The sequence below is a fragment of the Streptomyces sp. NPDC008313 genome (assembly GCF_042956125.1).
Lineage (GTDB): Bacteria > Actinomycetota > Actinomycetes > Streptomycetales > Streptomycetaceae > Streptomyces.
In genome coordinates, this window is sequence record NZ_JBIBFR010000014.1 from 167144 (window position 1) to 192460 (window position 25317).

Annotated in this window: 24 protein-coding genes and 1 tRNA gene; 22 read left to right on the forward strand and 3 right to left on the reverse strand. The window is 70.9% G+C overall.

The annotated features are described in order from the left end of the window. The first annotated feature begins 268 nt into the window (after positions 1-268). Entirely contained in the window at positions 269-400 is a 132-nt protein-coding gene (locus tag ACFY93_RS20545; protein WP_391360874.1) for a hypothetical protein, read from the forward strand. Positions 401-441: 41 nt separating this feature from the next. Here ACFY93_RS20545 and ACFY93_RS20550 read toward each other — a convergent pair whose 3' ends face one another. The 3 genes from ACFY93_RS20550 to ACFY93_RS20560 form a co-directional block, all read right to left on the reverse strand. Further along, entirely contained in the window at positions 442-855 is a 414-nt protein-coding gene (locus tag ACFY93_RS20550; RefSeq protein ID WP_391360877.1) for a type II toxin-antitoxin system VapC family toxin, read from the reverse strand. Continuing rightward, entirely contained in the window at positions 852-1115 is a 264-nt protein-coding gene (locus ACFY93_RS20555; RefSeq protein WP_391360879.1) for a CopG family transcriptional regulator, read from the reverse strand. Before ACFY93_RS20555 ends, ACFY93_RS20550 begins: the two co-directional genes overlap by 4 nt. Positions 1116-1379: 264 nt before the next feature. Further along, positions 1380-1451, reverse strand: a tRNA-Arg gene (locus tag ACFY93_RS20560). 120 nt (positions 1452-1571) lie between these two features. Here ACFY93_RS20560 and ACFY93_RS20565 point away from each other — a divergent pair. The 21 genes from ACFY93_RS20565 (at position 1572) to ACFY93_RS20665 (ending at position 25207) form a co-directional block, all read left to right on the forward strand. Further along, positions 1572-2105 (forward strand): response regulator, encoded by a 534-nt coding sequence (locus ACFY93_RS20565; RefSeq protein WP_391360882.1) that lies wholly within the window; start codon positions 1572-1574, stop codon positions 2103-2105. A gap of 186 nt (positions 2106-2291) precedes the next feature. Next, entirely contained in the window at positions 2292-3362 is a 1071-nt protein-coding gene (gene nrtL, locus ACFY93_RS20570; RefSeq protein WP_391360885.1) for an ArgS-related anticodon-binding protein NrtL, read from the forward strand. Positions 3363-3378: 16 nt separating this feature from the next. Further along, positions 3379-4770, forward strand: a complete 1392-nt coding sequence (gene lysA, locus ACFY93_RS20575) for a diaminopimelate decarboxylase (RefSeq protein ID WP_391360889.1) — start codon at positions 3379-3381, stop codon at positions 4768-4770. A 172-nt stretch (positions 4771-4942) separates the two neighbouring features. Next, positions 4943-6241, forward strand: coding sequence for a homoserine dehydrogenase (locus ACFY93_RS20580; RefSeq protein ID WP_391361090.1), 1299 nt, complete (start codon positions 4943-4945; stop codon positions 6239-6241). A 6-nt stretch (positions 6242-6247) separates the two neighbouring features. Continuing rightward, positions 6248-7306, forward strand: a complete 1059-nt coding sequence (gene thrC / locus ACFY93_RS20585; protein WP_391360892.1) for a threonine synthase — start codon at positions 6248-6250, stop codon at positions 7304-7306. 530 nt (positions 7307-7836) lie between these two features. Continuing rightward, positions 7837-8769 (forward strand): homoserine kinase, encoded by a 933-nt coding sequence (gene thrB, locus ACFY93_RS20590; RefSeq protein WP_391360895.1) that lies wholly within the window; start codon positions 7837-7839, stop codon positions 8767-8769. A 377-nt stretch (positions 8770-9146) separates the two neighbouring features. Next, positions 9147-11219 (forward strand): transcription termination factor Rho, encoded by a 2073-nt coding sequence (gene rho / locus ACFY93_RS20595; protein ID WP_391360899.1) that lies wholly within the window; start codon positions 9147-9149, stop codon positions 11217-11219. Positions 11220-11432: 213 nt separating this feature from the next. Beyond that, complete coding sequence (locus ACFY93_RS20600; protein WP_391361093.1) at positions 11433-13244, forward strand: trypsin-like serine protease; 1812 nt, start codon at positions 11433-11435, stop codon at positions 13242-13244. Positions 13245-13448: 204 nt separating this feature from the next. Then, on the forward strand, positions 13449-14660 hold the full coding sequence (locus ACFY93_RS20605; protein ID WP_391360902.1) for an LCP family protein: 1212 nt from the start codon (positions 13449-13451) through the stop codon (positions 14658-14660). Positions 14661-14863: 203 nt separating this feature from the next. Further along, on the forward strand, positions 14864-15085 hold the full coding sequence (rpmE, locus tag ACFY93_RS20610; RefSeq protein ID WP_391360905.1) for a 50S ribosomal protein L31: 222 nt from the start codon (positions 14864-14866) through the stop codon (positions 15083-15085). A gap of 182 nt (positions 15086-15267) precedes the next feature. Further along, complete coding sequence (prfA, locus tag ACFY93_RS20615) at positions 15268-16344, forward strand: peptide chain release factor 1 (protein ID WP_391360909.1); 1077 nt, start codon at positions 15268-15270, stop codon at positions 16342-16344. A gap of 169 nt (positions 16345-16513) precedes the next feature. Further along, positions 16514-17353 carry a peptide chain release factor N(5)-glutamine methyltransferase gene (prmC, locus tag ACFY93_RS20620; protein ID WP_391361096.1) on the forward strand — a complete coding sequence of 280 codons (840 nt, stop codon included), beginning with the start codon at positions 16514-16516 and terminating at the stop codon, positions 17351-17353. A 52-nt stretch (positions 17354-17405) separates the two neighbouring features. After that, on the forward strand, positions 17406-18053 hold the full coding sequence (locus tag ACFY93_RS20625) for an L-threonylcarbamoyladenylate synthase (RefSeq protein ID WP_391360911.1): 648 nt from the start codon (positions 17406-17408) through the stop codon (positions 18051-18053). Then, on the forward strand, positions 18050-18724 hold the full coding sequence (locus ACFY93_RS20630; protein WP_391360914.1) for a protein-tyrosine-phosphatase: 675 nt from the start codon (positions 18050-18052) through the stop codon (positions 18722-18724). The genes ACFY93_RS20625 and ACFY93_RS20630 overlap by 4 nt, the downstream gene beginning before the upstream one ends. A 224-nt stretch (positions 18725-18948) precedes the next feature. Continuing rightward, positions 18949-20247, forward strand: coding sequence for a serine hydroxymethyltransferase (glyA, locus tag ACFY93_RS20635; protein WP_391360916.1), 1299 nt, complete (start codon positions 18949-18951; stop codon positions 20245-20247). A gap of 111 nt (positions 20248-20358) precedes the next feature. After that, entirely contained in the window at positions 20359-21744 is a 1386-nt protein-coding gene (locus ACFY93_RS20640; protein WP_391360918.1) for an MraY family glycosyltransferase, read from the forward strand. Positions 21745-22024: 280 nt separating this feature from the next. Then, complete coding sequence (locus ACFY93_RS20645) at positions 22025-22462, forward strand: hypothetical protein (protein WP_391360921.1); 438 nt, start codon at positions 22025-22027, stop codon at positions 22460-22462. A gap of 225 nt (positions 22463-22687) precedes the next feature. Further along, positions 22688-23509 carry a F0F1 ATP synthase subunit A gene (atpB, locus tag ACFY93_RS20650; protein ID WP_391360923.1) on the forward strand — a complete coding sequence of 274 codons (822 nt, stop codon included), beginning with the start codon at positions 22688-22690 and terminating at the stop codon, positions 23507-23509. A gap of 69 nt (positions 23510-23578) precedes the next feature. Continuing rightward, the gene (gene atpE / locus ACFY93_RS20655; RefSeq protein WP_142213658.1) at positions 23579-23803 is read left to right on the forward strand and encodes an ATP synthase F0 subunit C; all 225 of its coding nucleotides are present in this window, start codon (positions 23579-23581) and stop codon (positions 23801-23803) included. A gap of 43 nt (positions 23804-23846) precedes the next feature. Continuing rightward, on the forward strand, positions 23847-24395 hold the full coding sequence (locus tag ACFY93_RS20660; protein ID WP_391360927.1) for a F0F1 ATP synthase subunit B: 549 nt from the start codon (positions 23847-23849) through the stop codon (positions 24393-24395). After that, positions 24392-25207 (forward strand): F0F1 ATP synthase subunit delta, encoded by an 816-nt coding sequence (locus tag ACFY93_RS20665; RefSeq protein WP_391360930.1) that lies wholly within the window; start codon positions 24392-24394, stop codon positions 25205-25207. Before ACFY93_RS20660 ends, ACFY93_RS20665 begins: the two co-directional genes overlap by 4 nt. The last annotated feature ends 110 nt before the right edge of the window (positions 25208-25317 follow it).

Consider the following 25317-nt stretch of genomic DNA (forward strand, 5'->3'; position numbering starts at 1 on the left):
GCCCGTCACGGCGTCCCCCTGCGTCACGTACTCCTCACCGTGAGTCGAACACTCTCTCGTACAACGCGTTGCAGGCGCAACGAGGTTGGACCTTGAGTGGCGCGATCTGACACATGCGCGACGGTGATGGCCGGTTCTCTCTGCGCCCCGGCTCCGCGCGTCTCCCCGTAACCGGGGGACCGCTCCGGGCTCAGCGGAGGCGTGATTCCGTGAGGACCGAGTCATGGCACGGCTGTCGAAGCATCCCGTTGAGCTATGCCGTCATGCAGTGCGCGGAAACGCCGAGCTGCGGCCGGGGATTCCGGCCGAGTGGGCCGCGATGAAGGCGGTCACGGTGGAGCTGGGGATCGGGGCGACCGGAACGCGGTGGAACTGGGACGTCAGGAACAGGTCGATGTAGGTCAGCCGCCTCCGTCGCTCCCAGGCGCTCAACGCCCGCCGTCAGATTCTGATCACTGTGGCACGCCCGCCGCACAGCGCCGCGATGTCCTCCGTATCAGAGGTGAGGACCGTTACGGGACCGGGCGCCGCGAGGGCGGTGGCGCTGAGCATGGCGTCGATGGCGTACTTGTGGCCGTGACGGCCGGCATCGGCGAGCAGGACGGCCGCGTGACGCGCGACCGACTCGGTGACCGGTTCGACGACGAGGCGGGAGAGCGTCCACTCCAGGGCCGGGCGGTTGATGCGGGGATGGACCACTTCGACGAGGGTGGCTGCGGACGTGATCACCCGCAGGTCGTCGGCGCGAGCCAGGGCGAGCCAGTTCGTGACCGCGCGTTCACGCAGGACGGCCTGGGCGAGCCCTTCGCTGTCGAGGACGAGGGTGCCACCGGGGACTGCGGGCGAGCGGGTCACGCGGCGCTCGCTTCGCCCTGTGTCTGATCACGTCGTGCCTGGCCGAGCTGGTCGCGCAGGGCCTGGATCTCCTCGTCCGTGATGGGACCGTGCTCGGCTTCGGCCACGGCGATGAGTTCGTTGAGGTTGTCGCGTTCGATCTGACGGGCAACGGCTGCCGCCACGTAGGCGGACAGCCCCGAGGGGCCGCCGCGGGCCTTGGCCGCTTCGGCGATGTCGCGCGGCATCGTGATCGAGTACTTCCCGGTAGGCTCGCTCATGCTACTGATCCTACTCTTCATCCTCCCCGTTGTATCCTTGCTGCGGGGGTGGCCACTCCACCGGCGCTCCATGCCCCAGGGGGTCGGCGAACCAGGATCAGGAGGCGGTCTGCGAACTGCGCTGAAACCTGAGATCCGCCGACGCCTCATCCGGAGACCCGGCTCTCCCGGCTCGCTCTGGGCCTGCATCCGCCTGCACATACGCGAAGACCCCGGCCTCAGCGTTGCCGCTGGTGACGGGGTCTTTGGGCACCTCATGCTGGGTGCCCCCGGCAGGATTCGAACCTGCGCACACGGCTCCGGAGGCCGTTGCTCTATCCCCTGAGCTACGGGGGCGTGTCCGTCGCGGGTGATCGCGGCGACGGGTAGAACCCTACCAGCTCTGGTGGGGGTGCCATGAACAGGTTTCCGCGGTGCGGTGCGGGGCGCTGACCTGGGGGGCGCCACCCGGACGGGGTGGAAGTGGGGAAAACCCGGACGCGGTGGCGGGGGCCGACCTACTCTCGAGTTGTGCCAGGCGCCACTGGCCGGGTTCTTGTTGTAGACGACAACAAGGTCATCCGGCAGCTGATCAGGGTCAACCTCGAACTGGAGGGTATCGAGGTCGTGACCGCCGCCGACGGTGCCGAGTGTCTGGACGTCGTGCACGAGGTCCGGCCCGATGTCGTCACCCTGGATGTGGTCATGCCCCGGCTGGACGGGCTGCGGACCGCCGCGATCCTCCGGGCCGACCCCCGGACTCGGGACCTGCCCCTCGCCATCGTCAGCGCCTGTACGCAGTACGAGGTCGAGAACGGGACCGATGTCGGTGTCGACGCCTTCCTCGCCAAGCCCTTCGAGCCCAGTGAACTGGTCGCGCTCGTGCGGCAGTTGATCGAGCAGCGGCCGTCGGCCCAGCAGCGGCCGTCGGTCGAAGAGCGCGGCGCCGACGAGGGCGGGGCCTGTGGGGGCGGCGGGGGCGCCGAGTGCGCGGGGCGCGCCGGATCCTGACCTCGTCAGCCTCGTCAGCCTCGTCAGCCTCGTCAGCCTCGTCAGCCTCGTCAGCCTCGTCGGCCTCGTCGGCGTGCGGGCTCGCGGGATGCACCGCACCCGAGCGGCAGCGGGGCTCCGTCCACATCGCGGGACCCTGCCGAATCGGGTCGCCTACCCACCCCCCTCCTCCCCTACGCTTGTCCCGTGACCCCCGTCGAGCTCTCCCGTACCGTGCTGCGCGCGGTGCGGTGTGCTGTGGAGGCGGGAGAGCTGAGCGTGGCCGTGCCCGAGCGGGTGGCGGTGACCGTGCCGGGGCCCGGTGGCTGGGGGGACTACGCCACCAACGTCGCGCTGCAGCTGGCCCGGGACGCACGGCGCACGCCCCGCGACGTGGCCGAGATCGTGCGGGCGCACCTCAATGAGCAGGACGGGGTCGCCGGCGTCGAGATCACCGGGCCCGGGTTCATCAACGTGCGGGTCGAGGCAGGTGTGCGCGACCTCGTGGCGGAGATCGCGGGCGGGGAGTACGGGCTCGGTGACGCCCTCGCGGGCGAGACCGTCGTGCTGCGGATCACGGACGGGGACGTACGGGCCCAGGTCGTCGCCGACAGTCTCGTGCGGATCGTCGCCACCCAGGGCGGCCGGGCCGACATCACCCCTGTACCTGGACCGGTACCGGTAACTGTCCCCGTGTCTGGCGGGAGCGCCGCCCCCGCCCCCGCCCCCCACTCCCGCCCCACCACCCACGTGACCCTCCGCCCCCACCCCGCCCCCCGGGACCCCGCCCCTCTCGGCCCCGACGCCGCCCGCTGGGCCCTGCTGCACCCCGCCGGGCACGACCGGCCCCGTGTCGGCGGTGATGTCCTCGTGCAGCGGGAGAGCAACCCTCTCTTCCGGGTGCGGTACGCCCACGCCCGCGTCCGGGCCCTGCTGCGCAACGCCGCCGATCTCGGGTTCGGGCCCGTGCCCGGCGAGGTGTCCGGGGCCGGGGAGCCCCCCAGCGAGGTCCCCGGGACTGGCGCGCTCGTCGGTGCGCTCGCCGGGTATCCCGTCGCGTTGCGCGCCGCGGCCGTGCAGCGGGCGCCCGACCGGCTCGCCCGGCATCTCGTCGCCGTCGCCGACGCCCTCCTCGGTTTCCAGCACACCGTGCTGCCGCTCGGCGACGAGAAACCCTCGGCCGCCCACCGCTCCCGGCTCGCGCTCGCCGAAGCCGCCGGGACGGTGCTGGCCGGCGGCCTGACACTGCTCGGCATCGACGCACCCGAACACATCTGAGAGAGCACACGACGACATGAGCCGTTCCGCACACCCCGCCGGGCCCCGCCACGCCGATGTCCTGCCCGAGGGTCACTACTCCGCCCCGCCGGCCGACCTGAACGCCCTCGACCCGAAGGTCTGGGCGCAGACCGTCACCCGTACGGATGACGGAGTCGTCAGCGTCGGGGGCATCGGTGTCACCGAGCTCGCCGAGCGGTTCGGCACCCCCGCGTACTTCGTCGACGAGGCGGACTTCCGCTCCCGTGCCCGCGCCTGGCGGACCGCCTTCGGGCACGACGCCGACGTCTTCTACGCCGGCAAGGCGTTCCTGTCCCGTGCCGTCGTGCGCTGGCTGCACGAGGAGGGGCTCAACCTGGACGTGTGCTCCGGGGGCGAGCTGGCCACCGCGCTCTCCGCGGGGATGCCCGCCGACCGCATCGCCTTCCACGGCAACAACAAGTCGGCGGGCGAGATCCGTACGGCCGTCGAGGCCGGTGTCGGGCGGATCGTCCTCGACTCCTTCCAGGAGATCGTGCGCGTCGCCCACATCGCCCAGGAGCTGGGCAAGCGGCAGCGCGTGCAGATCCGCGTCACCGTCGGCGTGGAGGCCCACACCCACGAGTTCATCGCGACGGCCCACGAGGACCAGAAGTTCGGCATCGCGCTCGCCGACGGCCAGGCCGCCGAGGCCGTCCGCAGGGCCCTGACCCTCGACGGGCTCGAACTCATCGGCATTCACAGCCACATCGGCTCGCAGATCTTCGACATGGCCGGCTTCGAGGTGTCGGCGCGCCGCGTCGTCCAGCTGCTCGCCGAGGTGCGCGACGAGCACGGCGTCGAACTCCCCGAGATCGACCTCGGCGGCGGCCTCGGTATCGCCTACACCAGCGACGACGACCCCCGTGAGCCGCACGAGATCGCCAAGGCGCTCGGCGAGATCGTCACGCGCGAGTGCGAGGCCGCCGGGCTGCGGACCCCCCGTATCTCCGTCGAGCCCGGGCGCGCCATCGTCGGGCCCACCGCGTTCACGCTGTACGAGGTCGGCACCATCAAGCCGCTCGAAGGGCTGCGCACCTACGTCTCCGTCGACGGCGGCATGTCCGACAACATCCGTACGGCCCTCTACGACGCCGAGTACAGCGTCGCCCTCGCCTCGCGCACGAGCGACGCGGAGCCGATGCTCGTCCGGGTCGTCGGCAAGCACTGCGAGAGCGGCGACATCGTCGTCCGGGACGCGTTCCTGCCCGCCGACCTGGCACCGGGCGACCTCATCGCGGTCCCGGCGACCGGCGCGTACTGCCGGTCCATGGCCAGCAACTACAACCACGCGCTGCGGCCGCCCGTCGTCGCCGTGCGCGACGGCGAGGCCCGCGTGATCGTGCGGCGTGAGACGGAGGAGGACCTGCTCCGCCTCGACGTCGGCTGACGACGGAGAGAAACAGAAGAGAAAGGCCGGAGGGGACGGGTGGAAGATCTCCTGTCTTTCGCCTCCGCGAAAATGAAATAGACATCTCACGATCCGGACGAGGGATAGAAACTCCCGTCCGGTGAGTGAGACTGGTCCAACCGATGACGGTATGAGGAAACGAGGTCGGATGATGCGTACGCGTCCGCTGAAGGTGGCGCTGCTGGGCTGTGGGGTTGTCGGCTCAGAGGTGGCGCGCATCATGACGACGCACGCCGACGACCTCGCCGCGAGGATCGGGGCGCCCGTCGAGCTCGCGGGCGTCGCGGTCCGCCGCCCCTCCAAGGTCCGCGCCGGCATCGACCCCGCGCTCGTCACCACCGACGCCACCGCGCTCGTCAAACGCGGGGACATCGACGTGGTCGTCGAGGTCATCGGCGGCATCGAGCCCGCCCGCACGCTCATCACCACCGCCTTCGAGCACGGCGCTTCGGTCGTCTCCGCGAACAAGGCGCTGCTCGCCCAGGACGGCGCGGCCCTGCACGCCACCGCCGAGGAGCACGGCCGGGACCTGTACTACGAGGCCGCCGTCGCCGGTGCCATCCCGCTGATCCGGCCGCTGCGCGAGTCCCTCGCCGGTGACAAGGTCAACCGGGTGCTCGGCATCGTCAACGGCACCACCAACTTCATCCTCGACAAGATGGACAGCACGGGCGCCGGCTACCAGGAGGCGCTCGACGAGGCCACCGCGCTCGGATACGCCGAGGCGGACCCGACCGCCGACGTCGAGGGGTTCGACGCCGCCGCCAAGGCCGCGATCCTCGCCGGGATCGCCTTCCACACGCGCGTGCGGCTCGACGACGTGTACCGCGACGGCATGACCGAGGTCACCTCCGCGGACTTCGCCTCGGCGAAGGAGATGGGCTGCACCATCAAGCTCCTCGCCATCTGCGAGCGGGCCGCCGACGGGGCGTCCGTCACCGCGCGCGTGCACCCCGCGATGATCCCGCTCAGCCACCCGCTCGCCTCCGTGCGCGGCGCGTACAACGCCGTCTTCGTGGAGTCCGACGCGGCCGGGCAGCTGATGTTCTACGGTCCCGGCGCGGGCGGCGCGCCGACCGCCTCCGCCGTCCTGGGCGACCTGGTCGCCGTCTGCCGCAACCGGCTCAGCGGGGCCCGCGGGCCCGGCGACTCCGCGTACGCCCGGCTCCCCGTCAGCCCGATGGGCGAGGTCGTCACGCGGTACCACATCAACCTCGACGTGGCCGACAAACCGGGCGTCCTCGCCCAGGTCGCCACGGTCTTCGCCGAGCACGGGGTCTCCATCGACACCGTGCGCCAGCAGAGCCGACAGGACGGGGTCGGCGAGGCGTCCCTCGTCGTCGTCACCCATCGTGCGTCGGACGCGTCCCTGGTCGGGACCGTCGAGGCGCTGCGCAACCTCGACACCGTGCGGGGTGTCGCCAGCATCATGCGGGTTGAAGGAGAGTAACCAGCAATGACCCACCAGTGGCGCGGAATCATCGAGGAGTACCGGGACCGGCTGCCCGTCTCCGACAGCACGCAGGTCGTGACGCTCCGGGAGGGCGGCACGCCGCTCGTACCCGCGCAGGTGCTCTCCGAGCGCACCGGCTGCGAGGTGCACCTCAAGGTCGAGGGCGCCAACCCCACCGGGTCCTTCAAGGACCGCGGGATGACCATGGCCATCACCCGGGCCAAGGAGGAGGGGGCGAAGGCGGTCATCTGCGCCTCCACCGGCAACACGTCGGCCTCCGCCGCCGCGTACGCCGTACGGGCCGGGATGGTCTGTGCCGTTCTCGTGCCGCAGGGCAAGATCGCGCTTGGCAAGATGGGCCAGGCCCTCGTGCACGGAGCGAAGATCCTCCAGGTCGACGGCAACTTCGACGACTGCCTGACGCTGGCCCGCAGCCTCTCCGACAACTACCCGGTGGCGCTGGTCAACTCCGTCAACCCGGTGCGCATCGAGGGCCAGAAGACGGCCGCGTTCGAGATCGTGGACATGCTCGGGGACGCGCCCGACATCCACGTCCTGCCCGTGGGCAACGCCGGCAACATCACGGCGTACTGGAAGGGGTACTCCGAGTACGCCGCCGACAGGATCGCCGGGAAGAGGCCGCGGATGTGGGGCTTCCAGGCGTCCGGCTCCGCGCCGATCGTGCGGGGCGAGGTCGTCAAAGACCCGTCGACCATCGCCACGGCCATCCGGATCGGCAACCCGGCCTCGTGGCAGTTCGCGCTCGCCGCGCGCGACGAGTCGGGCGGCCTCATCGACGAGGTGACGGACCGTGAGATCCTGCGCGCCTACCGGCTGTTGGCCGCGCAGGAGGGCGTCTTCGTCGAGCCCGCCTCCGCCGCGTCCGTCGCCGGTCTGCTGAAGGCCGCCGAGCAGGGCAAGGTCGACCCGGGCCAGACCATCGTCTGCACGGTCACCGGCAACGGCCTCAAGGACCCGGACTGGGCCGTCGCGGGCGCCCCGCAGCCGGTCACGGTCCCGGTGGACGCGGTGACGGCGGCCGAGCGGCTGGGACTGGCGTAGCCGACGCACGGGCGGGGGACGGGCGCCGTACGGCGGATCGCCCCGGACCCCGCCGTACGTCCCGTACATCCTGTACGCCGGGGCCCACACGCCGGACGTGAGGGCAGGGCGCGTACGTCCCGCACGAACGGCCGGCCTCACGCCCGCCTCCCGTGCCGCGCAGGAGTCCACGCGGAGTCCGTCGCCCCGCGGCCGGGGCCCGTCGCCCCGGCCACCCGCACGGCGGGCGGCCGCACGGGCCTCACGCAGGCCACGCGGGGGTGCACGCAGGGCTTTCGACACGCATCGTGCGCCTCCTGTGCGCCCTGTGTCGCCACAGAACCTGTCTTCGATAAGCTGTAGGAACCCGCCCACCGCATATGCCGCGGTGCGCGCCGCCGTTGCGGGATTCGGGTGCAGAGGTACGTGCCGCGAGTCCATTCAGCAAGTCATTTGAAATCCCGCCGGATTCCTGACTGAATCTGTCCCAGTCCCCACACGGATCAAAGTCCCCACAGAACATCACGCAGCTCAAGGAGAGTCATCGAGCGATGGCCGGTCCAGCGTTCCGTGCCGCCGCCGTCCGGGTGCGCACCCCCGCCACCAGTGCCAACCTCGGGCCGGGCTTCGACGCCTTCGGCCTGTCCCTGGGGCTGTACGACGACGTGGTCGTCCGGGTGGCCGACTCCGGGCTGCACATCGACATCGCGGGTGAGGGCGGCGAGACCCTCCCGCGCGACGAGAGCCACCTTCTCGTCCGTTCCCTGCGCACCGCCTTCGACCTGCTGGGCGGACAGCCTCGCGGCCTCGAGATCGTGTGCGCCAACCGCATCCCGCACGGCCGGGGCCTCGGCTCCTCGTCGGCCGCCATCTGCGCCGGGATCGTCGCTGCGCGGGCGGTGACCATAGGCGGGGACAGCAAGCTCGACGACGCGGCCCTGCTGGAGCTCGCCACCGAGATCGAGGGCCACCCCGACAACGTCGCCGCCTGTCTGCTCGGCGGCTTCACGCTCTCCTGGATGGAGGGCGGCGCCGCGCGGGCGATCCGGATGGGCCCCGCGGATTCCGTCGTCCCGGTGGTCTTCGTCCCGGGCAGGCCGGTCCTCACCGAGACCGCCCGCGGCCTGCTACCGCGCACCGTCCCGCACGTCGACGCCGCCGCCAACGCGGGCCGCGCCGCACTGCTCGTCGAGGCCCTGACCAGGCGCCCCGAGCTGCTGCTGGCCGCCACCGAGGACCGGCTCCACCAGGAGTACCGCGCCCCCGCCATGCCGGAGAGCACGGCGCTGGTGGAGCGACTGCGGGCCGACGGGGTCCCCGCGGTGATCTCCGGCGCCGGACCGACGGTCCTAGCGCTGGCCGACGAGGCGACGGCCGACAAGGTCGCCCGTCTCGCGGGGGAGGGATGGGCCGCCAACCGCCTGGACCTGGACGCCTCCGGAGCGTGCGTACTGCCGCTTGCTCCATTCAGCGTCCATCAGTAGCTGACGGTTGCCGGATTTCGAGAGGGGGAATGTTTGTTGGATCCGGTAGTGTTAACCTCAAGTCTGCACCCGACCTCACCATGGCGAGGTGCTTCGTGTCCCCGTCAGGGACAGCCTTTCTTCCGGGAGCCTCCCAAGCCGCACTGTGTCTCGCACTGAGCGGTTTGCCGAGCACGCTCCGGAACCGGCGTGACCGAGCCGCGTAACCCAGGCACCGAGTGCCCAAGGCTCCGGGAATCGCCATCATCCAGTCATGTCTTCCGCCGCGTTGGCGGACCACCGCCCCGGCCCGGTCCACACAGCAAGGACCAAAGCCGGACAGCACAACCGGTCGCCGAGCCAGACAGGCCGACGTCCGCTCCAGGGAAGGACCCTTCGTGAGCGACACCACCGATCTGATGGGCGCACGTGTCGAGGAGACCGCTGCCGCGCCCGCCACGGACGCCTCCGCGCCTGCCTCCGGTGCCGGCTCCCGGCGGCGCCGCGGTACCGGCCTCGAGGGCATGGTGCTGGCCGAGCTGCAGCAGGTCGCGTCCGGCCTCGGTATCAGGGGCACCGCGCGGATGCGCAAGAGCCAGCTGATCGAGGTCATCAAGGAGGCGCAGGCCACAGGGGGCGCCCCGGCGAAGACCGCCGACGCCGCCGAGACCAAGCCGAAGCGCCGGGCCACCTCCAAGGCGCGCACGGGCGACGAGCCGGCCGCCGAGAAGAAGGCGGAGAAGGCCGAGAAGCCCGCCGCCGCCGAGAAGGCCGTGGCCCAGCAGCAGATCGAGATCCCCGGCCAGCCCGACGGCGGCCCCTCCCGTGCCGGCGGAGAGAGCGAGCGTGCGGGTGACGAGGCCCCGGCCGGCGAGCGCCGCCGGCGCCGCGCCACCGCCGAGGCCGGCAGCCCCGACGCGCAGGGCGGCACGGCCACCGAGGTCAAGACCGAGGTGAAGACCGAGCAGAGGACCGAAGGCGCCGCCGACGGCCGTGGCGACGCCGGTGACGGCGCCGAGGGCCGTCAGGGCCGCCGTGACCGCCGTGACCGTGACCGCGACCGGGGCCGTGACCGCGACCGCCGCGGCAAGGGCGACGACCAGCAGGGCGGCGGCGGTCAGCGCCAGGACCGTCCGGACCGACAGGACCGCCAGGACCGCCAGCAGGGTGGTGGCGGTGGCCGTCAGGACCGTCAGCGCGACCGTGACAACGGGCCGCAGGACGACGACGACTTCGAGGGCGGCCGGCGCGGCCGTCGCGGCCGCTACCGCGACCGCCGGGGCCGTCGCGGCCGCGACGAGATCGCCGAGCCGCAGGTCGCCGACGACGACGTCCTGATCCCCGTCGCGGGCATCCTGGACATCCTCGACAACTACGCGTTCATCCGCACATCCGGCTACCTGCCGGGCCCGAACGACGTGTACGTCTCCCTCGCCCAGGTCCGCAAGAACGGCCTGCGCAAGGGCGACCACGTCACCGGCGCGGTCCGCCAGCCGAAGGAGGGCGAGCGCCGCGAGAAGTTCAACGCGCTGGTCCGGCTGGACTCCCAGAACGGCATGGCGCCCGAATCGGGGCGCGGGCGGCCGGAGTTCAACAAGCTGACGCCGCTGTACCCGCAGGACCGCCTCCGCCTGGAGACGGACCCCGGCGTGCTGACGACCCGGATCATCGACCTCGTCGCGCCCATCGGCAAGGGCCAGCGCGGCCTGATCGTGGCCCCGCCGAAGACCGGCAAGACCATGATCATGCAGGCGATCGCCAACGCCATCACGCACAACAACCCCGAGTGCCACCTGATGGTCGTCCTGGTCGACGAGCGTCCGGAAGAGGTCACCGACATGCAGCGGTCGGTGAAGGGCGAGGTCATCTCCTCGACCTTCGACCGCCCCGCCGAGGACCACACCACCGTCGCCGAGCTCGCCATCGAGCGCGCCAAGCGCCTGGTGGAGCTGGGTCACGACGTCGTCGTGCTGCTCGACTCGATCACGCGTCTGGGCCGTGCGTACAACCTCGCCGCCCCGGCCTCCGGCCGCATCCTGTCCGGTGGTGTCGACTCGACCGCGCTCTACCCGCCGAAGCGCTTCTTCGGTGCGGCCCGCAACATCGAGGACGGCGGTTCGCTGACCATCCTCGCCACCGCCCTGGTGGACACCGGGTCCCGCATGGACGAGGTCATCTTCGAGGAGTTCAAGGGCACGGGCAACGCCGAGCTCAAGCTCGACCGGAAGCTCGCCGACAAGCGCATCTTCCCGGCGGTGGACGTCGACGCGTCCGGTACCCGCAAGGAAGAGATCCTGCTCGGCAGCGACGAGCTCGCCATCACCTGGAAGCTGCGCCGTGTGCTGCACGCGCTCGACCAGCAGCAGGCGATCGAGCTGCTCCTGGACAAGATGAAGCAGACGAAGTCGAACGCCGAGTTCCTGCTCCAGATCCAGAAGACCACGCCGTCGCCGGGCAACGGCAACGACTGATCCGGCAAGCAGACGGCGAAAGGGCCGCCCCGGCACGTGTCTCACGTGCCGGGGCGGCCCTTTGTGCTCCCTGTGACCGGTGTACGATCGCGCCCTCACACTTCGTCGAAGAGATGTTCGCCCTCGGTGCACCGGGATTCCCCCGGCAGCCCCCGGCGGCTCTCCGGTCCGACGAACTCATGACTCTGAGGGGGGACTTGAGTGACCACACCCATGTCCGGGGGCGGTCGTCACAGACGCCGGATACGGATCGCGCTGCCCGTCGGGGCGGCCGCTGTCGCGGCCGCCGTCGCGGCCGCGCTCCTGATGTCGTCCGCGGACGCCGCGAGCGCCCTGCCGACGCCGACCGTCAAGCCGCACACCAGCTCACCCACGCTCACCGAGCTGCAGAAGCGGGTCGCCGGCGCGGTCGCCGGTGACGACACGGCGGGACGGACGACGAAGAAGTCGTCGCTGAGCGCGGACACGAGCGCCCAGACGTCCGGTTCGAGGATCGACCCGAAGATCATCGGCGGCTCCGAGACCACCATCACGTCGGCCCCGTGGATGGCCCAGCTCTGGTACTTCGACGACCGGGGCACCACCGACGAGGGCGACGACCTCGGCTTCTTCTGCGGCGGCGCCGTGGTGTCGCCGACGAAGATCCTCACCGCCGCGCACTGCGTCAAGGGCTACGACTGGCACGCCAACGGCGCGATCGTCACCAACAGTTCGCAGCTGCCGACCACCGACGCCTCCGGTGACACCGACCTGCACGGCGGCACCGTCTCCGGTGTCTGGCGGCAGTGGAACCACCCCTCGTACAGCGCGTCGACGATCGACAACGACATCGCCGTCCTCACGCTGCCGAACCCGGTCACGGCCAAGCCGATCCGGATGACCACCTCGACCGACACGGCCTCGTACGCGAGCGGTACCCAGGCCAAGGTCTACGGCTGGGGCCGGACCACCTCCACCAGCGAGGACGTGTCCGAGACCCTGAAGACGGCCACCCTGCCCGTCCAGTCCGACAGCACCTGCGCCGGCGCCTACGGCTCCGACTTCGTCAAGGGCCACATGGTCTGCGCGGGCACCCCGGCCACCGGCAGCGACACCGGCACCACCAGCGCCTGCAACGGCGACTCCGGCGGCCCGCTGGTCGTGGGCGGCCGCATCGTCGGCGTCGTCTCCTGGGGCGTCGAGGACTGTGTCGAGGCGGGCGCGTACAGCGTCTTCTCGAAGGTCAGCACCTACGTCGGTGCCGCCTATCCGCGCGTCGAGGACACCAACCTCGACGGCGACCACAAGGCCGACCTGTTCGTGCGCGAGGACTCCGACAACGAGGGGTTCGAGAAGGACTCCAAGGGCACGTCGTTCTCCGCGCGGGAGTCCTGGGGCGACTGGAGCGGCGTCAACGTCATCCTGCAGACCGACCTGAACCGGGACGGCTACCAGGACCTCGTGGTCCGCAGGAGCGCCGACGGCGCCGTCTTCTGGATGCACTACGTGACCTCCAGCGGCACCTGGGCCACCAAGCAGATCTTCGACAACTGGAAGACGCGCACCCGCACCGTCGCTCCCGGCGACGTCACCGGGGACGCGCTGCCCGACCTGATGTCCGTCGACTCCGCCGGCGTGCTGTGGATCTACCCGGGCAAGGGCACCGGCTCCTTCTCCACCCGCGTCAAGGTCGGTTCGGGCTGGAACCAGTACAACTCGGTGCGCGGACACGGCGACTTCACCGGCGACGGCAAGGCCGACCTGATCACCCGCAGCAGGAGCAACTCGAACATCTACCTGTACAAGGGGACCGGCAAGGCGGGCAGCGGCGCCTTCTCCTCCCGCATCAAGGTGCGCGACTGGAGCAGCTACAACGCCTTCGACGCCCCCGGTGACGTGACCGGCGACGGCAAGGCCGACTTCCTGGCCCGCACGCCCGGCGGCACGCTCTACCTGTACAAGGGGACCGGCAAGGCGACGAGCGAGATCTTCGCCACAAGGATCTCCGTCGGCACCGGATTCCAGCAGTACGACATCTTCGGCTGATCCGCAGGTGAGCCGGTCCCGTCCGGCTCCCACCGTCACGCACCGTGCCCACCGCTCCACGCGGTGGGCACGGTGCGTTGTGCAACCCTTTCCCGGGTTTCCCCGTCCCTGTCGACGGGGCGACGATGGAAGGGCAAGGGTCTCCCCGACCGCGCCTGTGCCTGAAAGCAGGGGGTAACCGACCGGACGAGAACTGAGGAGCACATGCCTGCCGAGAGCACCCCGGACCCCGGCATACCCGCCGAGCCCGGCCCCAGCGGTACCGACGGCCCCAGCGGTCCCACCGGCGCGAGCCACCCGGCCGGCGCCGACGGCACGCGGGACGCGAGCGCCCGGCGCCCCGGCGCCACGGGACGCCGCCGCAAGCCGCGCGCCAAGCGGCGCAAGGCCCTGCTGGCCGCGGCCTGGACCGCGGCGGGCGTCGTGGTGCTGGGCGGCACCGGAGTCGGGTACCTGTACTTCAAGCTCAACGGCAACATCAAGAGCGTCGACATCGACCAGGCCCTCGGCACCGACCGGCCCCTGAACGTCGACAACGGCTCCCAGGACATCCTCGTCCTCGGCTCCGACACCCGCTCCGGCACCAACCGGAAGCTGGGCGGCGGCACCGACGACGGCAGCGCCCGCTCGGACACGGCGATGATCGTGCACGTGTACCAGGGCCACAAGAAGGCGAGCGTGGTCTCCGTGCCCCGCGACACGCTCGTCGACCGCCCCGAGTGCACCGGCACCGGGGGCGGCGTCCACGCCGCCGCCTCCCAGGTGATGTTCAACTCCGCGTACTCCACCGGCGGGGCCGCCTGCGCGGTGAAGACCGTCGAGTCGATCACCGGCATCCGCATGGACCACTACATCGAGGTCGACTTCAGCGGTTTCCAGAGGCTCGTCGACGACCTCGGCGGCGTGGACATCACCACCGGCGAGGACATCTCCGACCCGGACAGCCATCTCAGACTGAAGGCCGGCGCGCACACCCTCACCGGCAAGCAGGCGCTCGGCCTGGTCCGTACCCGGCACGGCGTCGGCGACGGCTCCGACCTCGGCCGCATCCAGCTCCAGCAGGCGTTCATGAAGGCCCTGGTCAAGCAGGTCAAGGACATCGGCGTACTGACCAGCCCCAAGAAGCTGTACGACCTCGCCGACACCGCGACCAGGACGGTCACCACCGACTCCGACCTCGGCTCCGTCAAGAACCTGGCGTCCTTCGCGAGCGGCCTCAAGGGCATCGGCGCGTCGAAGATGGACATGGTGACGATGCCGGTCCAGTACGACAGGGCCGACGCCAACCGCGTCCTCGTCGACAAGGCCAAGGCACGGCTCGTCTGGAACGCCCTGAAGAACGACGAGGCGATCCCCGCCGCGGCCACCGAGGGCACCGCCACCGGCGAGGCGAAGGGCGTCGTCAGGTCCTCCTGAGCGCCGTACGGGGCCCCGGCCGGCCCGTCGGCCGGGCCCCCGCCGGCCGTCGGCGTCCCCCAGGCCGGGGCCGGGGAATAGAACGCCGCCCACCCCGGTTTTGGGGGATGCGGCCAGTCCTGGCAGACTGGTACGTCGGCCCCGGTTCACGCCCCCGCATCCCGCGGCTGCGACCCGGAGCCCTCCCGAAACTAGGAGACACCTTGAAGCGCGACATCCACCCCGAGTACGTCGAGACGCAGGTCAGCTGCACCTGTGGCGCGTCGTTCACCACCCGCAGCACGATCGACAGCGGCACCGTCCGCGCCGAGGTCTGCTCCGAGTGCCACCCGTTCTACACGGGCAAGCAGAAGATCCTCGACACCGGTGGCCGCGTGGCCCGCTTCGAGGCCCGCTTCGGCAAGGCCGCCGCTGCCAAGAAGTAGCGAGCCCCCAGCGCCGGTTCCCGGTGCCCCCGTCGCGGGGCACCGGGACCGGCGCTTTGCGGTGCAGCAGCAGTGCAGCCCCTTCCCCCTGGGCCTCCGGCTTCGCCCGGACCGGGGGACCCCCACGTCGTACCCGCGTCCCGTGCTCCCCGTGAGCGGGGGACAGCCCATTGGAGCCGGAGATGTTCGAGGCCGTCGAGGACCTCATCGGTGAACACGCCGATCTCGAGAAGAAGCTCGCCGACCCGTCGGTCCACGCCGACCAGGCCAACGCGCGCAAGCTGAACAAGCGCTACGCCGAGCTGACCCCGATCGTCGCCACGTACCGCTCCTGGAAGCAGACGGGCGACGACATCGGGACGGCGAAGGAGTTCGCCGCCGACGACCCCGACTTCGCCGCCGAGGTCAAGGACCTGGAGAAGCAGCGCGAGCAGCTCACCGAGAAGCTCCGCCTGCTCCTGGTCCCGCGCGACCCCAGCGACGACAAGGACGTCATCCTCGAGATCAAGGCGGGCGCCGGAGGCGACGAGTCCGCCCTGTTCGCGGGCGACCTGCTGCGCATGTACCTGCGCTACGCCGAGCGCGTCGGCTGGAAGACCGAGATCATCGACTCCACCGAGTCCGAGCTCGGCGGCTACAAGGACGTCCAGGTCGCCGTGAAGACCAAGGGCGGCCAGGGCGCCACCGAGCCCGGCCAGGGCGTCTGGGCCCGCCTCAAGTACGAGGGCGGCGTGCACCGCGTGCAGCGCGTCCCCTCGACCGAGTCGCAGGGCCGCATCCACACCTCCGCCGCCGGTGTCCTCGTCACCCCCGAGGCCGAGGAGGTCGACGTCGAGATCCACGCCAACGACCTGCGCATCGACGTCTACCGCTCCTCCGGTCCCGGCGGCCAGTCCGTCAACACCACCGACTCCGCGGTGCGCATCACGCACCTTCCGACCGGAGTCGTCGCCTCCTGCCAGAACGAGAAGAGCCAGCTGCAGAACAAGGAGCAGGCGATGCGTATCCTGCGCTCCAGGCTCCTCGCCGCGGCACAGGAGGAGGCGGAGCGGGAGGCCGCCGACGCCCGGCGCAGCCAGGTCCGCACCGTCGACCGCTCCGAGAAGATCCGCACGTACAACTTCCCGGAGAACCGCATCTCCGACCACCGCGTCGGGTTCAAGGCGTACAACTTGGACCAGGTGCTCGACGGTGAGCTCGACGCCGTGATCCAGGCCTGCGTCGACGCGGACTCGGCGGCCAAGCTCGCCGCCGCGTGAGCCCGTCCGTGTGCAGCCCGTCCGCGTGAGCCCGTCCGCGTGAGCCCCGCACCACCGGCGGGTCCCGAGCCGTACGGGACCCGTACCGCACAGCCGTAAGACAACAGCTCAGCCCCGGAGGACCAGCGTGCAGCAACATTTCGGAGGGCGGCCCCCGAACGGCCGCAGCGTGCTGCTCGCGGAAGTCGCCCAGGCCACCCAGCGGCTGGCCGACGCCGGCGTGCCGTCGCCGCGCAACGACGCGGAGGAGCTCGCCGCGTTCGTGCACGGCGTCAAGCGGGGCGAGCTGCACACCGTCAAGGACGCGGACTTCGACGCCCGTTACTGGGAGGTGATCGCGCGCCGCGAGGCCCGCGAGCCCCTCCAGCACATCACCGGCCACGCCTACTTCCGCTATCTGGACCTCCAGGTCGGACCCGGTGTCTTCGTGCCCCGGCCCGAGACCGAGTCCGTGGTCGGCTGGGCCATAGACGCCGTGCGCGCGATGGACGTCGTCGAGCCGCTGATCGTCGATCTGTGCACGGGCTCCGGTGCCATCGCGCTCGCCCTCGCCCAGGAGGTCCCGCGCTCCCGCGTGCACGCCGTGGAGCTGTCCGAGGACGCCCTGAGGTGGACGCGCAAGAACGTCGAGGGGTCCAGGGTCGACCTGCGCCAGGGTGACGCCCTGGAGGCCTTCCCCGACCTCGACGGCCAGGTCGACCTGGTCATCTCCAACCCGCCCTACATCCCGCTCACGGAATGGGAGTACGTGGCCCCGGAGGCCCGGGACCACGACCCTGAACTCGCCCTGTTCTCGGGCGAGGACGGACTCCACCTGATCCGCGGCATCGAGCGCACCGCGCACCGGCTGCTGCGTCCCGGCGGCGTCGTCGTCGTGGAGCACGCGGACACGCAGGGCGGCCAGGTTCCGTGGATCTTCACCGAGGAGCGGGGCTGGGCCGACGCGGCCGACCACCCGGACCTCAACAACCGGCCGCGCTTCGCGACCGCCCGCAAGGCACTTCCGTGAGCACCCCCACCTGTTCTTCGACCCCGCAGTACGTGTACGAGGAGGCCCGCTGATGGCACGGCGATACGACACCAACGACGCGACCGAACGCACGACCGGTCTGCGCGAGGCCGCGTCCGCCGTCCGCCGTGGCGAGCTCGTGGTGCTGCCCACCGACACCGTGTACGGGATCGGCGCCGACGCGTTCAGCTCGGAGGCCGTCGCCGACCTGCTGGACGCCAAGGGCCGGGGCCGCAACATGCCCACGCCCGTCCTCATCGGCTCCCCGAACACCCTGCACGGCCTGGTCACCGACTTCTCCGAGATGGCCTGGGAGCTCGTCGACGCGTTCTGGCCGGGCGCCCTCACGCTCGTCGCCAGGCACCAGCCGTCCCTCCAGTGGGACCTCGGCGACACCCGTGGCACCGTCGCCGTACGGATGCCGCTGCACCCGGTGGCCATCGAACTGCTCACCGAGGTCGGCCCGATGGCCGTCTCCTCCGCCAACCTCACGGGACACCCCGCCCCCGAGGACTGCGACGCCGCGCAGGGGATGCTCGGCGACTCCGTCTCCGTCTACCTGGACGGCGGACCGACGCCCGGCATCGTGCCCTCCTCGATCGTCGACGTCACCGGCAAGGTGCCCGTGCTGCTGCGCCAGGGCTCGCTCTCCGCGGACGAGCTGCGCAAGGTGGTACCCGACCTCGAGGTGGCGAATTGACAGCCCCTGACCCGGGGCGTGGCATAGGCACGGGGTTCACGGGGATCACGGGGGCCGAAGGGTCCCCCGGAGGATCCTTCCGCATCCTCCATGTCAGCACCGGCAACGTGTGCCGCTCGCCGATCACCGAGCGGCTGACCCGGCACGCCCTGGCCGACCGGCTCGGCGACCCCCTGTGGGGCGGCCTCGTCGTGGAGAGCGCCGGCACCTGGGGCCACGAGGGCGCGCCCATGGAGTCCAACGCGGAGACCGTCCTCGCGGACTTCGGCGCGGACCCCTCCGGCTTCGTCGGACGGGAACTGCTGGACGACCACGTCATCCGCGCCGACCTCGTGCTGACGGCCACACGCGACCACCGCGCCCAGGTCATCTCCATGGGGCACTCGGCCGGCCTGCGCACCTTCACGCTGAAGGAGTTCACCCGCCTGGTCAGGGCCATAGACCCGGCCACCCTGCCGCCGCTGGACGACGGCGTGATCGAGCGCGCCCGCGCCCTGGTCCGCGCCGCCGCCGCGCTGCGCGGGTGGCTGCTGGCGCCCACGGCGGAAGCCGACGAGGTCTTCGACCCGTACGGCGCCCCCCTGCCGTTCTTCCGCTCCATCGGCGACGAGATCCACGAGGCCCTGGACCCGGTGGTGACGGCCCTGACGGGAGTACCGGCGAGGGCCTGAGGGTCTCGCCCCGTCAGGGGCGCGGGGAACCGCGCGCTCAGCCCCCGCCGTCCCGCGGCCGGGGTCCCGGGGGCGGCAGCCCCGGCATCGGGACGGGAAGGGGCGGAGGGGGCGAGAAGCAACATCCCGCGCACCCCGCGCCGGGCGCCCCGCTCCCGACAGGCGCCCCCCGCTCCGCGGGCCTATCGTGAGCGGTACGTCACCCTCCTCGTCCGGAGCACCCCATGGCGGCCGTGAGCCACGCCCCCGAGACCGAGTCCGCCCGTCGCCAGGACCCCGGGCCCGCCGCACTGCGCCGCCAGGACCCCGAACTGGCCGACATCCTCTCCGGCGAACTCACCCGCCAGTCGACCACGCTGCAGCTGATCGCCGCCGAGAACTTCACCTCGCCCGCCGTGCTCGCCGCCCTCGGCTCACCGCTGGCCAACAAGTACGCCGAGGGCTATCCGGGCGCCCGCTACCACGGCGGCTGCGAGATCGCCGACGTCGCCGAGCGGGTCGCCGTGGAGCGCGCCAAGGCCCTGTTCGGCGCCGAGCACGTCAACGTCCAGTCCCACTCGGGCTCCTCGGCCGTCCTGGCCGCCTACGCCGCTCTGCTGCGCCCCGGGGACACGGTCCTGGCCATGGGCCTGCCGTTCGGCGGGCACCTCACCCACGGCTCGCGGGAGAACTTCTCCGGCCGCTGGTTCGACTTCGTCGGCTACGGGGTGGAGGCGGAGAGCGGGCTCATCGACTACGAGCAGGTCCGCGCCCTGGCCCGCGCGCACCGCCCGAAGGCCGTCGTGTGCGGGTCCATCTCCTATCCCCGGCACATCGACTACGCGCTGTTCCGGGAGATCGCCGACGAGGCGGGCGCCCATCTGATCGCCGACGCCGCGCACCCCATGGGTCTCGTCGCCGGGGGAGCGGCGCCCAACCCGGTGCCTTACGCGGACATCGTCTGCGCGACCACGCACAAGGTGCTGCGGGGCCCACGGGGCGGGATGATCCTGTGCGGCGGCGGCCTCGCCGAACGGGTCGACCGGGCCGTCTTCCCGTTCACCCAGGGCGGCGCCCAGATGCACACGATCGCCGCGAAGGCCGTCGCGTTCGGCGAGGCGGCGACGCCGGCCTTCACCGGGTACGCGCACCAGGTGGTCGCCAACGCGAAGGCGCTCGCCGGGGCGCTGGCCGAGCGCGGTCTCGAGGTCGTCACCGGCGGCACGGACACCCACCTGATCACCGTCGACCCCGCCCCGCTCGGGGTCGAGGGCCGCGCTGCCCGCGGCCGGCTCGCCGCGGCGGGGATGGTTCTCGACACCTGCGCGCTGCCGCACCCGGACGCGCGCGGTCTGCGGCTGGGCACGGCGGCGGTGACCACGCAGGGGATGGGCGAGGCGGAGATGACGCGCATCGCGTCGCTGTTCGCCGGGGTGCTGACGGACGAGACCGACCCGAGGTCGGCCCGTGAGGAAGTGCGGGAGCTGGCCGGGAGATTCCCGCCGTATCCCGGATCGGAGAGCCGCGGCGGGGCAGGCGCGTGAGCGTGCGCGGGCACGCGTGCAACCATCGTCGCTACCCGGAAGTCCACAACCATATGCCCGCGAAGCTAGGGTGTGAGGCTGTGATGGCCGGCGAGACCTGTGGGGAAGCCCGTGCGTGAATATCTGCTGACGCTCTGCATCACGGCCGCGGTGACGTATCTGCTGACAGGGCCGGTACGGAAGTTCGCGACCGTGGCCGGAGCCATGCCGCAGATCCGTGCGCGCGACGTGCACCGTGAACCGACGCCGCGGCTCGGCGGCATCGCGATGTTCTTCGGGCTGTGCGCGGGACTCCTGGTCGCCGACCACCTGACCAACCTCAACGCGGTCTTCGCCAACTCCAACGAGCCGCGCGCGCTGCTCTCCGGGGCGGCGCTGATCTGGCTGATCGGTGTCCTCGACGACAAGTTCGAGATCGACGCGCTGATCAAGCTGGGCGGTCAGATGATCGCCGCGGGCGTCATGGTCGTCCAGGGCCTGACGATCCTGTGGCTGCCCATTCCCGGCGTCGGCCTGGTCGCGCTCACCTCCTGGCAGGGCACGCTGCTGACCGTCGCCCTCGTCGTGATCACCATCAACGCGGTGAACTTCGTCGACGGACTCGACGGGCTCGCCGCCGGCATGGTGTGCATCGCGACGGCCGCCTTCTTCCTGTACGCGTACCGCATCTGGTACAGCTACGGCATCGAGGGCGCCGCCCCCGCGACCCTCTTCGCGTCGATCCTCATGGGCATGTGCCTGGGCTTCCTGCCGCACAACATGCATCCCGCGCGGATCTTCATGGGCGACTCCGGGTCGATGCTCATCGGGCTCGTCCTCGCCGCCGGCGCGATCTCCATCACGGGGCAGATCGACCCCGACTCGCTGCGGCTGTTCTCCGGTTCCGAGCGCAACACCGTGCACCAGATGGTGCCGGCCTACATCCCGCTGGTGCTGCCGCTGACGATCATCGCCATCCCGTTCGCCGACCTGGTGCTCGCCATCGTGCGCCGTACCTGGCGCGGGCAGTCGCCGTTCGCCGCGGACCGCGGGCATCTGCACCACCGGCTGCTGGAGATCGGTCACTCGCACAGCAGGTCCGTGCTGATCATGTACTTCTGGTCGGCGCTGATCGCCTTCGGCGCGCTGGCGTACTCGGTCAACGCGGCGTCCATGTGGATCGTGCTGGGCGTCGTGGCGCTGAGCGCGGTCGGCCTCGTCCTGCTGTTGCTGCCCCGCTTCACCCCGCGCGCCCCGCGCTGGGCCGAGCACTTCGTCCCGCCGCGCTACCGCCGCAGGAGGGCCGCCGCGGCCGGGCACGACGCAGAGGCCGGGACCTCCACGGCGCACGAGGCGGCCGGCCGCGACGAGGCGGAGGAGCCGGGGGCGGAGGGGGCCCGCGAGCACCGCGCGCCCGTCACGGCGGGGGTCTCCGGTGTCTCAGGAGTCAACGGAGCGACGGCACTTGGCCCCCGTTCGCGTCTGTCGGACCGACGGCGTGCCGGTTCCTCGCGCTGACGAAGGTAAGAGTTCGGCAAGCGCCCCGCAGGCAAATCGCCCCATTACCAGACAAGTCGACGCTGTTCTTGCACAGACGCGCGGGTTCACTCTCATGTGTGACAGTGGGCACACCTTCGAGGTAAAGACCTCATCAAATAGTTTGTGATACCGTTCACGAGAACCCGGGACAGAGCCGACGGACCGCGAATGCGACGGTCCTGCGGCGTGAGGTTCGCTCTCATCCCGGGACTACGCTCGTCCATGACGACACGCCCCCTTAGCAAGCGGAGTTGCCGCCATGCCGTCCAATGACGCCCGGATTCTCCTTCAGGCCGCCGTGCCCACGGCTGCCGTCGGCGCGATCGCCGCCGTCGTCAGCGGTGTGGTCGCCGGTGGCGAAGGAGCGGTCGGTGCTGTCGTCGCGACGCTGGTCGTGATCCTCTTCATGGGGATCGGGCTCTACGTTCTGCAGCGCACCGCCAAAACGCTTCCACATCTGTTCCAGGCCATGGGTCTGATGCTCTACGCGGCGCAGATCCTGCTGCTGTTCATGTTCGTCGCCGTGTTCAAGCACACGTCGTTGTTCCACCCCAAGGCCTTCGCACTGACCCTGGTCGCCACCACCCTCGCGTGGATCGGCGCACAGACCCGGGCCCACATGAAGTCCAAGATCCTCTACGTCGAACCCGAGTCCTCGAAGGGCGACAAGCCCGAGAAGACAGGGCACTCGTCGTGAGGAGTAGGGCCGGGATAAGTGCGCGTAGGAGATCCTGCTATCGTCCGGTGCCAACTGCGGCATCGCGGGCGCGGGCATCCGAGCTGACGCCTGCTCATTCGCGAGGCTTGATGCCCCCCAGCCGCCCTCACATCCGTAACACCAGTCCAGTGCCGAACCGCGGCTGCGCGCCGCGCCGACACAACGAGGTTGCCGTACCCATGCGCCACGCTGAAGGAGCCCGCGGTGAGTGCTGATCCGACGCAGGTGCTCGCCTTCGAGACCGACTGCCACCTCTTCGACGGTTGTGGCTTCCCGGCTCCCGGCCTGCACTCGTTCCTGTTCGAGCCCCTCGTGGGCGACGCGGACAGCAGCGTCTATTTCAACAAGACGATGCTGCTGGCGCTGCTCGGCTCGCTGGTCATCGTCGGGTTCTTCTGGGCCGCCTTCCGCAAGCCGAAGGTCGTCCCGGGCAAGCTCCAGATGGTCGCCGAGGCGGGCTACGACTTCGTCCGCCGGGGGATCGTCTACGAGACGCTCGGCAAGCGCGAGGGCGAGAAGTACGTGCCCTTCATGGTCTCGCTCTTCTTCTTCATCTGGATGATGAACCTCTGGTCGATCGTCCCGCTCGCCCAGTTCCCGGTCACGGCGATCATCTCGTACCCCCTGGTACTGGCCGTGATCGTCTACGTCACCTGGGTGTCGCTCACCTTCAAGCGCCACGGCTTCGTCGGGTTCTTCAAGAACGTGACGGGCTACGACAAGACGCTCGGCCCGGTGCTGCCGCTGTCGATGACCATCGAGTTCTTCTCGAACCTGTTCGTCCGGCCGTTCACGCACGCCGTCCGGCTCTTCGCGAACATGTTCGCCGGCCACACCCTGCTGCTGCTCTTCACGATCGCCAGCTGGTACATGCTCAACGGCATCGGGATCGCCTACGCCGGCGTCTCGTTCGTGATGGTCATCGTCATGACCGCCTTCGAGCTCTTCATCCAGGCCGTCCAGGCGTACGTCTTCGTCCTCCTCGCCTGCAGCTACGTCCAGGGCGCGCTCGCCGAGCACCACTGAGCCCCCTCCCACCCCCGAATCGTCCGGTGGCCAACCCCCACCGGTCCGTAAAGAGAAGGAAGAACTGGCATGTCCCAGACCCTTGCTGCTGTCACCGGTGACCTCGGCTCCGTCGGTTACGGCCTTGCTGCCATCGGTCCCGGCGTCGGTATCGGCATCATCTTCGGCAACGGCACCCAGGCCCTCGCCCGTCAGCCCGAGGCCGCCGGTCTGATCCGCGCCAACCAGATCCTCGGCTTCGCCTTCTGTGAGGCGCTCGCCCTCATCGGTCTGGTCATGCCGTTCGTCTACTAGGACGAACGACGACGACCAGCCGTATTAGACGAAAGGCACTGATGTGAACCCCCTGGTTCAGCTGGCGGCCGAGGCGGAGAAGGAGAACCCCCTCGTTCCGCCGATCCCTGAGCTCATCATCGGCCTGATCGCCTTCGTCATCGTCTTCGGCTTCCTCGCCAAGAAGCTCCTCCCGAACATCAACAAGGTTCTGGAGCAGCGTCGCGAGGCCATCGAGGGCGGTATCGAGAAGGCCGAGGCCGCTCAGACCGAGGCCCAGAGCGTGCTCGAGCAGTACAAGGCTCAGCTCGCCGAGGCCCGGCACGAGGCCGCGCGTCTGCGCCAGGAGGCGCAGGAGCAGGGCGCCACGCTCATCGCGGAGATGCGCGCGGAAGGCCAGCGGCAGCGTGAGGAGATCATCGCCGCCGGCCACTCCCAGATCGAGGCCGACCGCAAGGCCGCCGCGTCCGCGCTGCGCCAGGACGTCGGCAAGCTCGCGACCGACCTGGCCGGCAAGCTCGTCGGCGAGTCCCTCGAGGACCACGCCCGGCAGAGCCGCACCATCGACCGCTTCCTCGGTGAGCTTGAGGAGAAGGCCGAGGCCGCGCGATGAACGGAGCGAGCCGCGAGGCCCTGGCAGCCGCACGTGAGCGTCTCGACGCGCTGACGGACTCCACGTCCGTGGACGCGGCCGCGCTCGCCGACGAGCTGGCCGCCGTCACCGCGCTGCTCGACCGCGAGGTGTCGCTGCGTCGGGTCCTCACCGACCCGGCGCAGGCCGGTGAGGCCAAGGCCGGGCTGGCCGGGCGCCTGCTCGGCGGCCAGGTCGGCGGCACCACCGCCGACCTGGTGTCCGGCATGGTGCGCTCCCGCTGGTCGCAGTCCCGCGACCTGGTGGACGCCCTGGAGGAACTGGCCGCCACGGCCGACCTCACCGCCGCGCACAAGGCCGGCGCACTCGACGACGTCGAGGACGAGCTGTTCCGGTTCGGCCGGATCGTCGCCTCCAACACGGAGCTGCGCGCCGCGCTCACCGACCGTGCCGCCACCGGCACGGCCAAGGGCGAGCTGCTGCGCAGCCTGCTCGGAGGCCGCGCCAAGCCCGCGACCGAGCGACTGGTGACGCGCCTTGTCACCGCGCCGCGCGGACGTAGCCTGGAGGCGGGACTCGAGTCCCTGTCCAGGCTCGCCGCCGACCGCCGGGACCGGATGGTCGCCGTCGTCACGTCGGCGGTTCCGCTGAGCGACGGACAGAAGCAGCGCCTCGGCGCCGCTCTGGCGAAGCTCTACGGCCGCCCGATGCACCTCAACCTCGACGTGGACCCCGAGGTCCTCGGCGGAGTGCGGGTGCAGGTCGGTGACGAGGTCATCAACGGTGGCATCGCGGACCGGCTGGACGAGGCCACCCGCCGCATGGCGGGCTGACGGCGCAACTTCATACGTAGCAACACCCGTACCGGACACGGCAGCACCCGTGGCGCGTACGGCGCAAGACCTACGGCCCTGGTTGGGCCGTGCAGAGGATTCACCTCTTA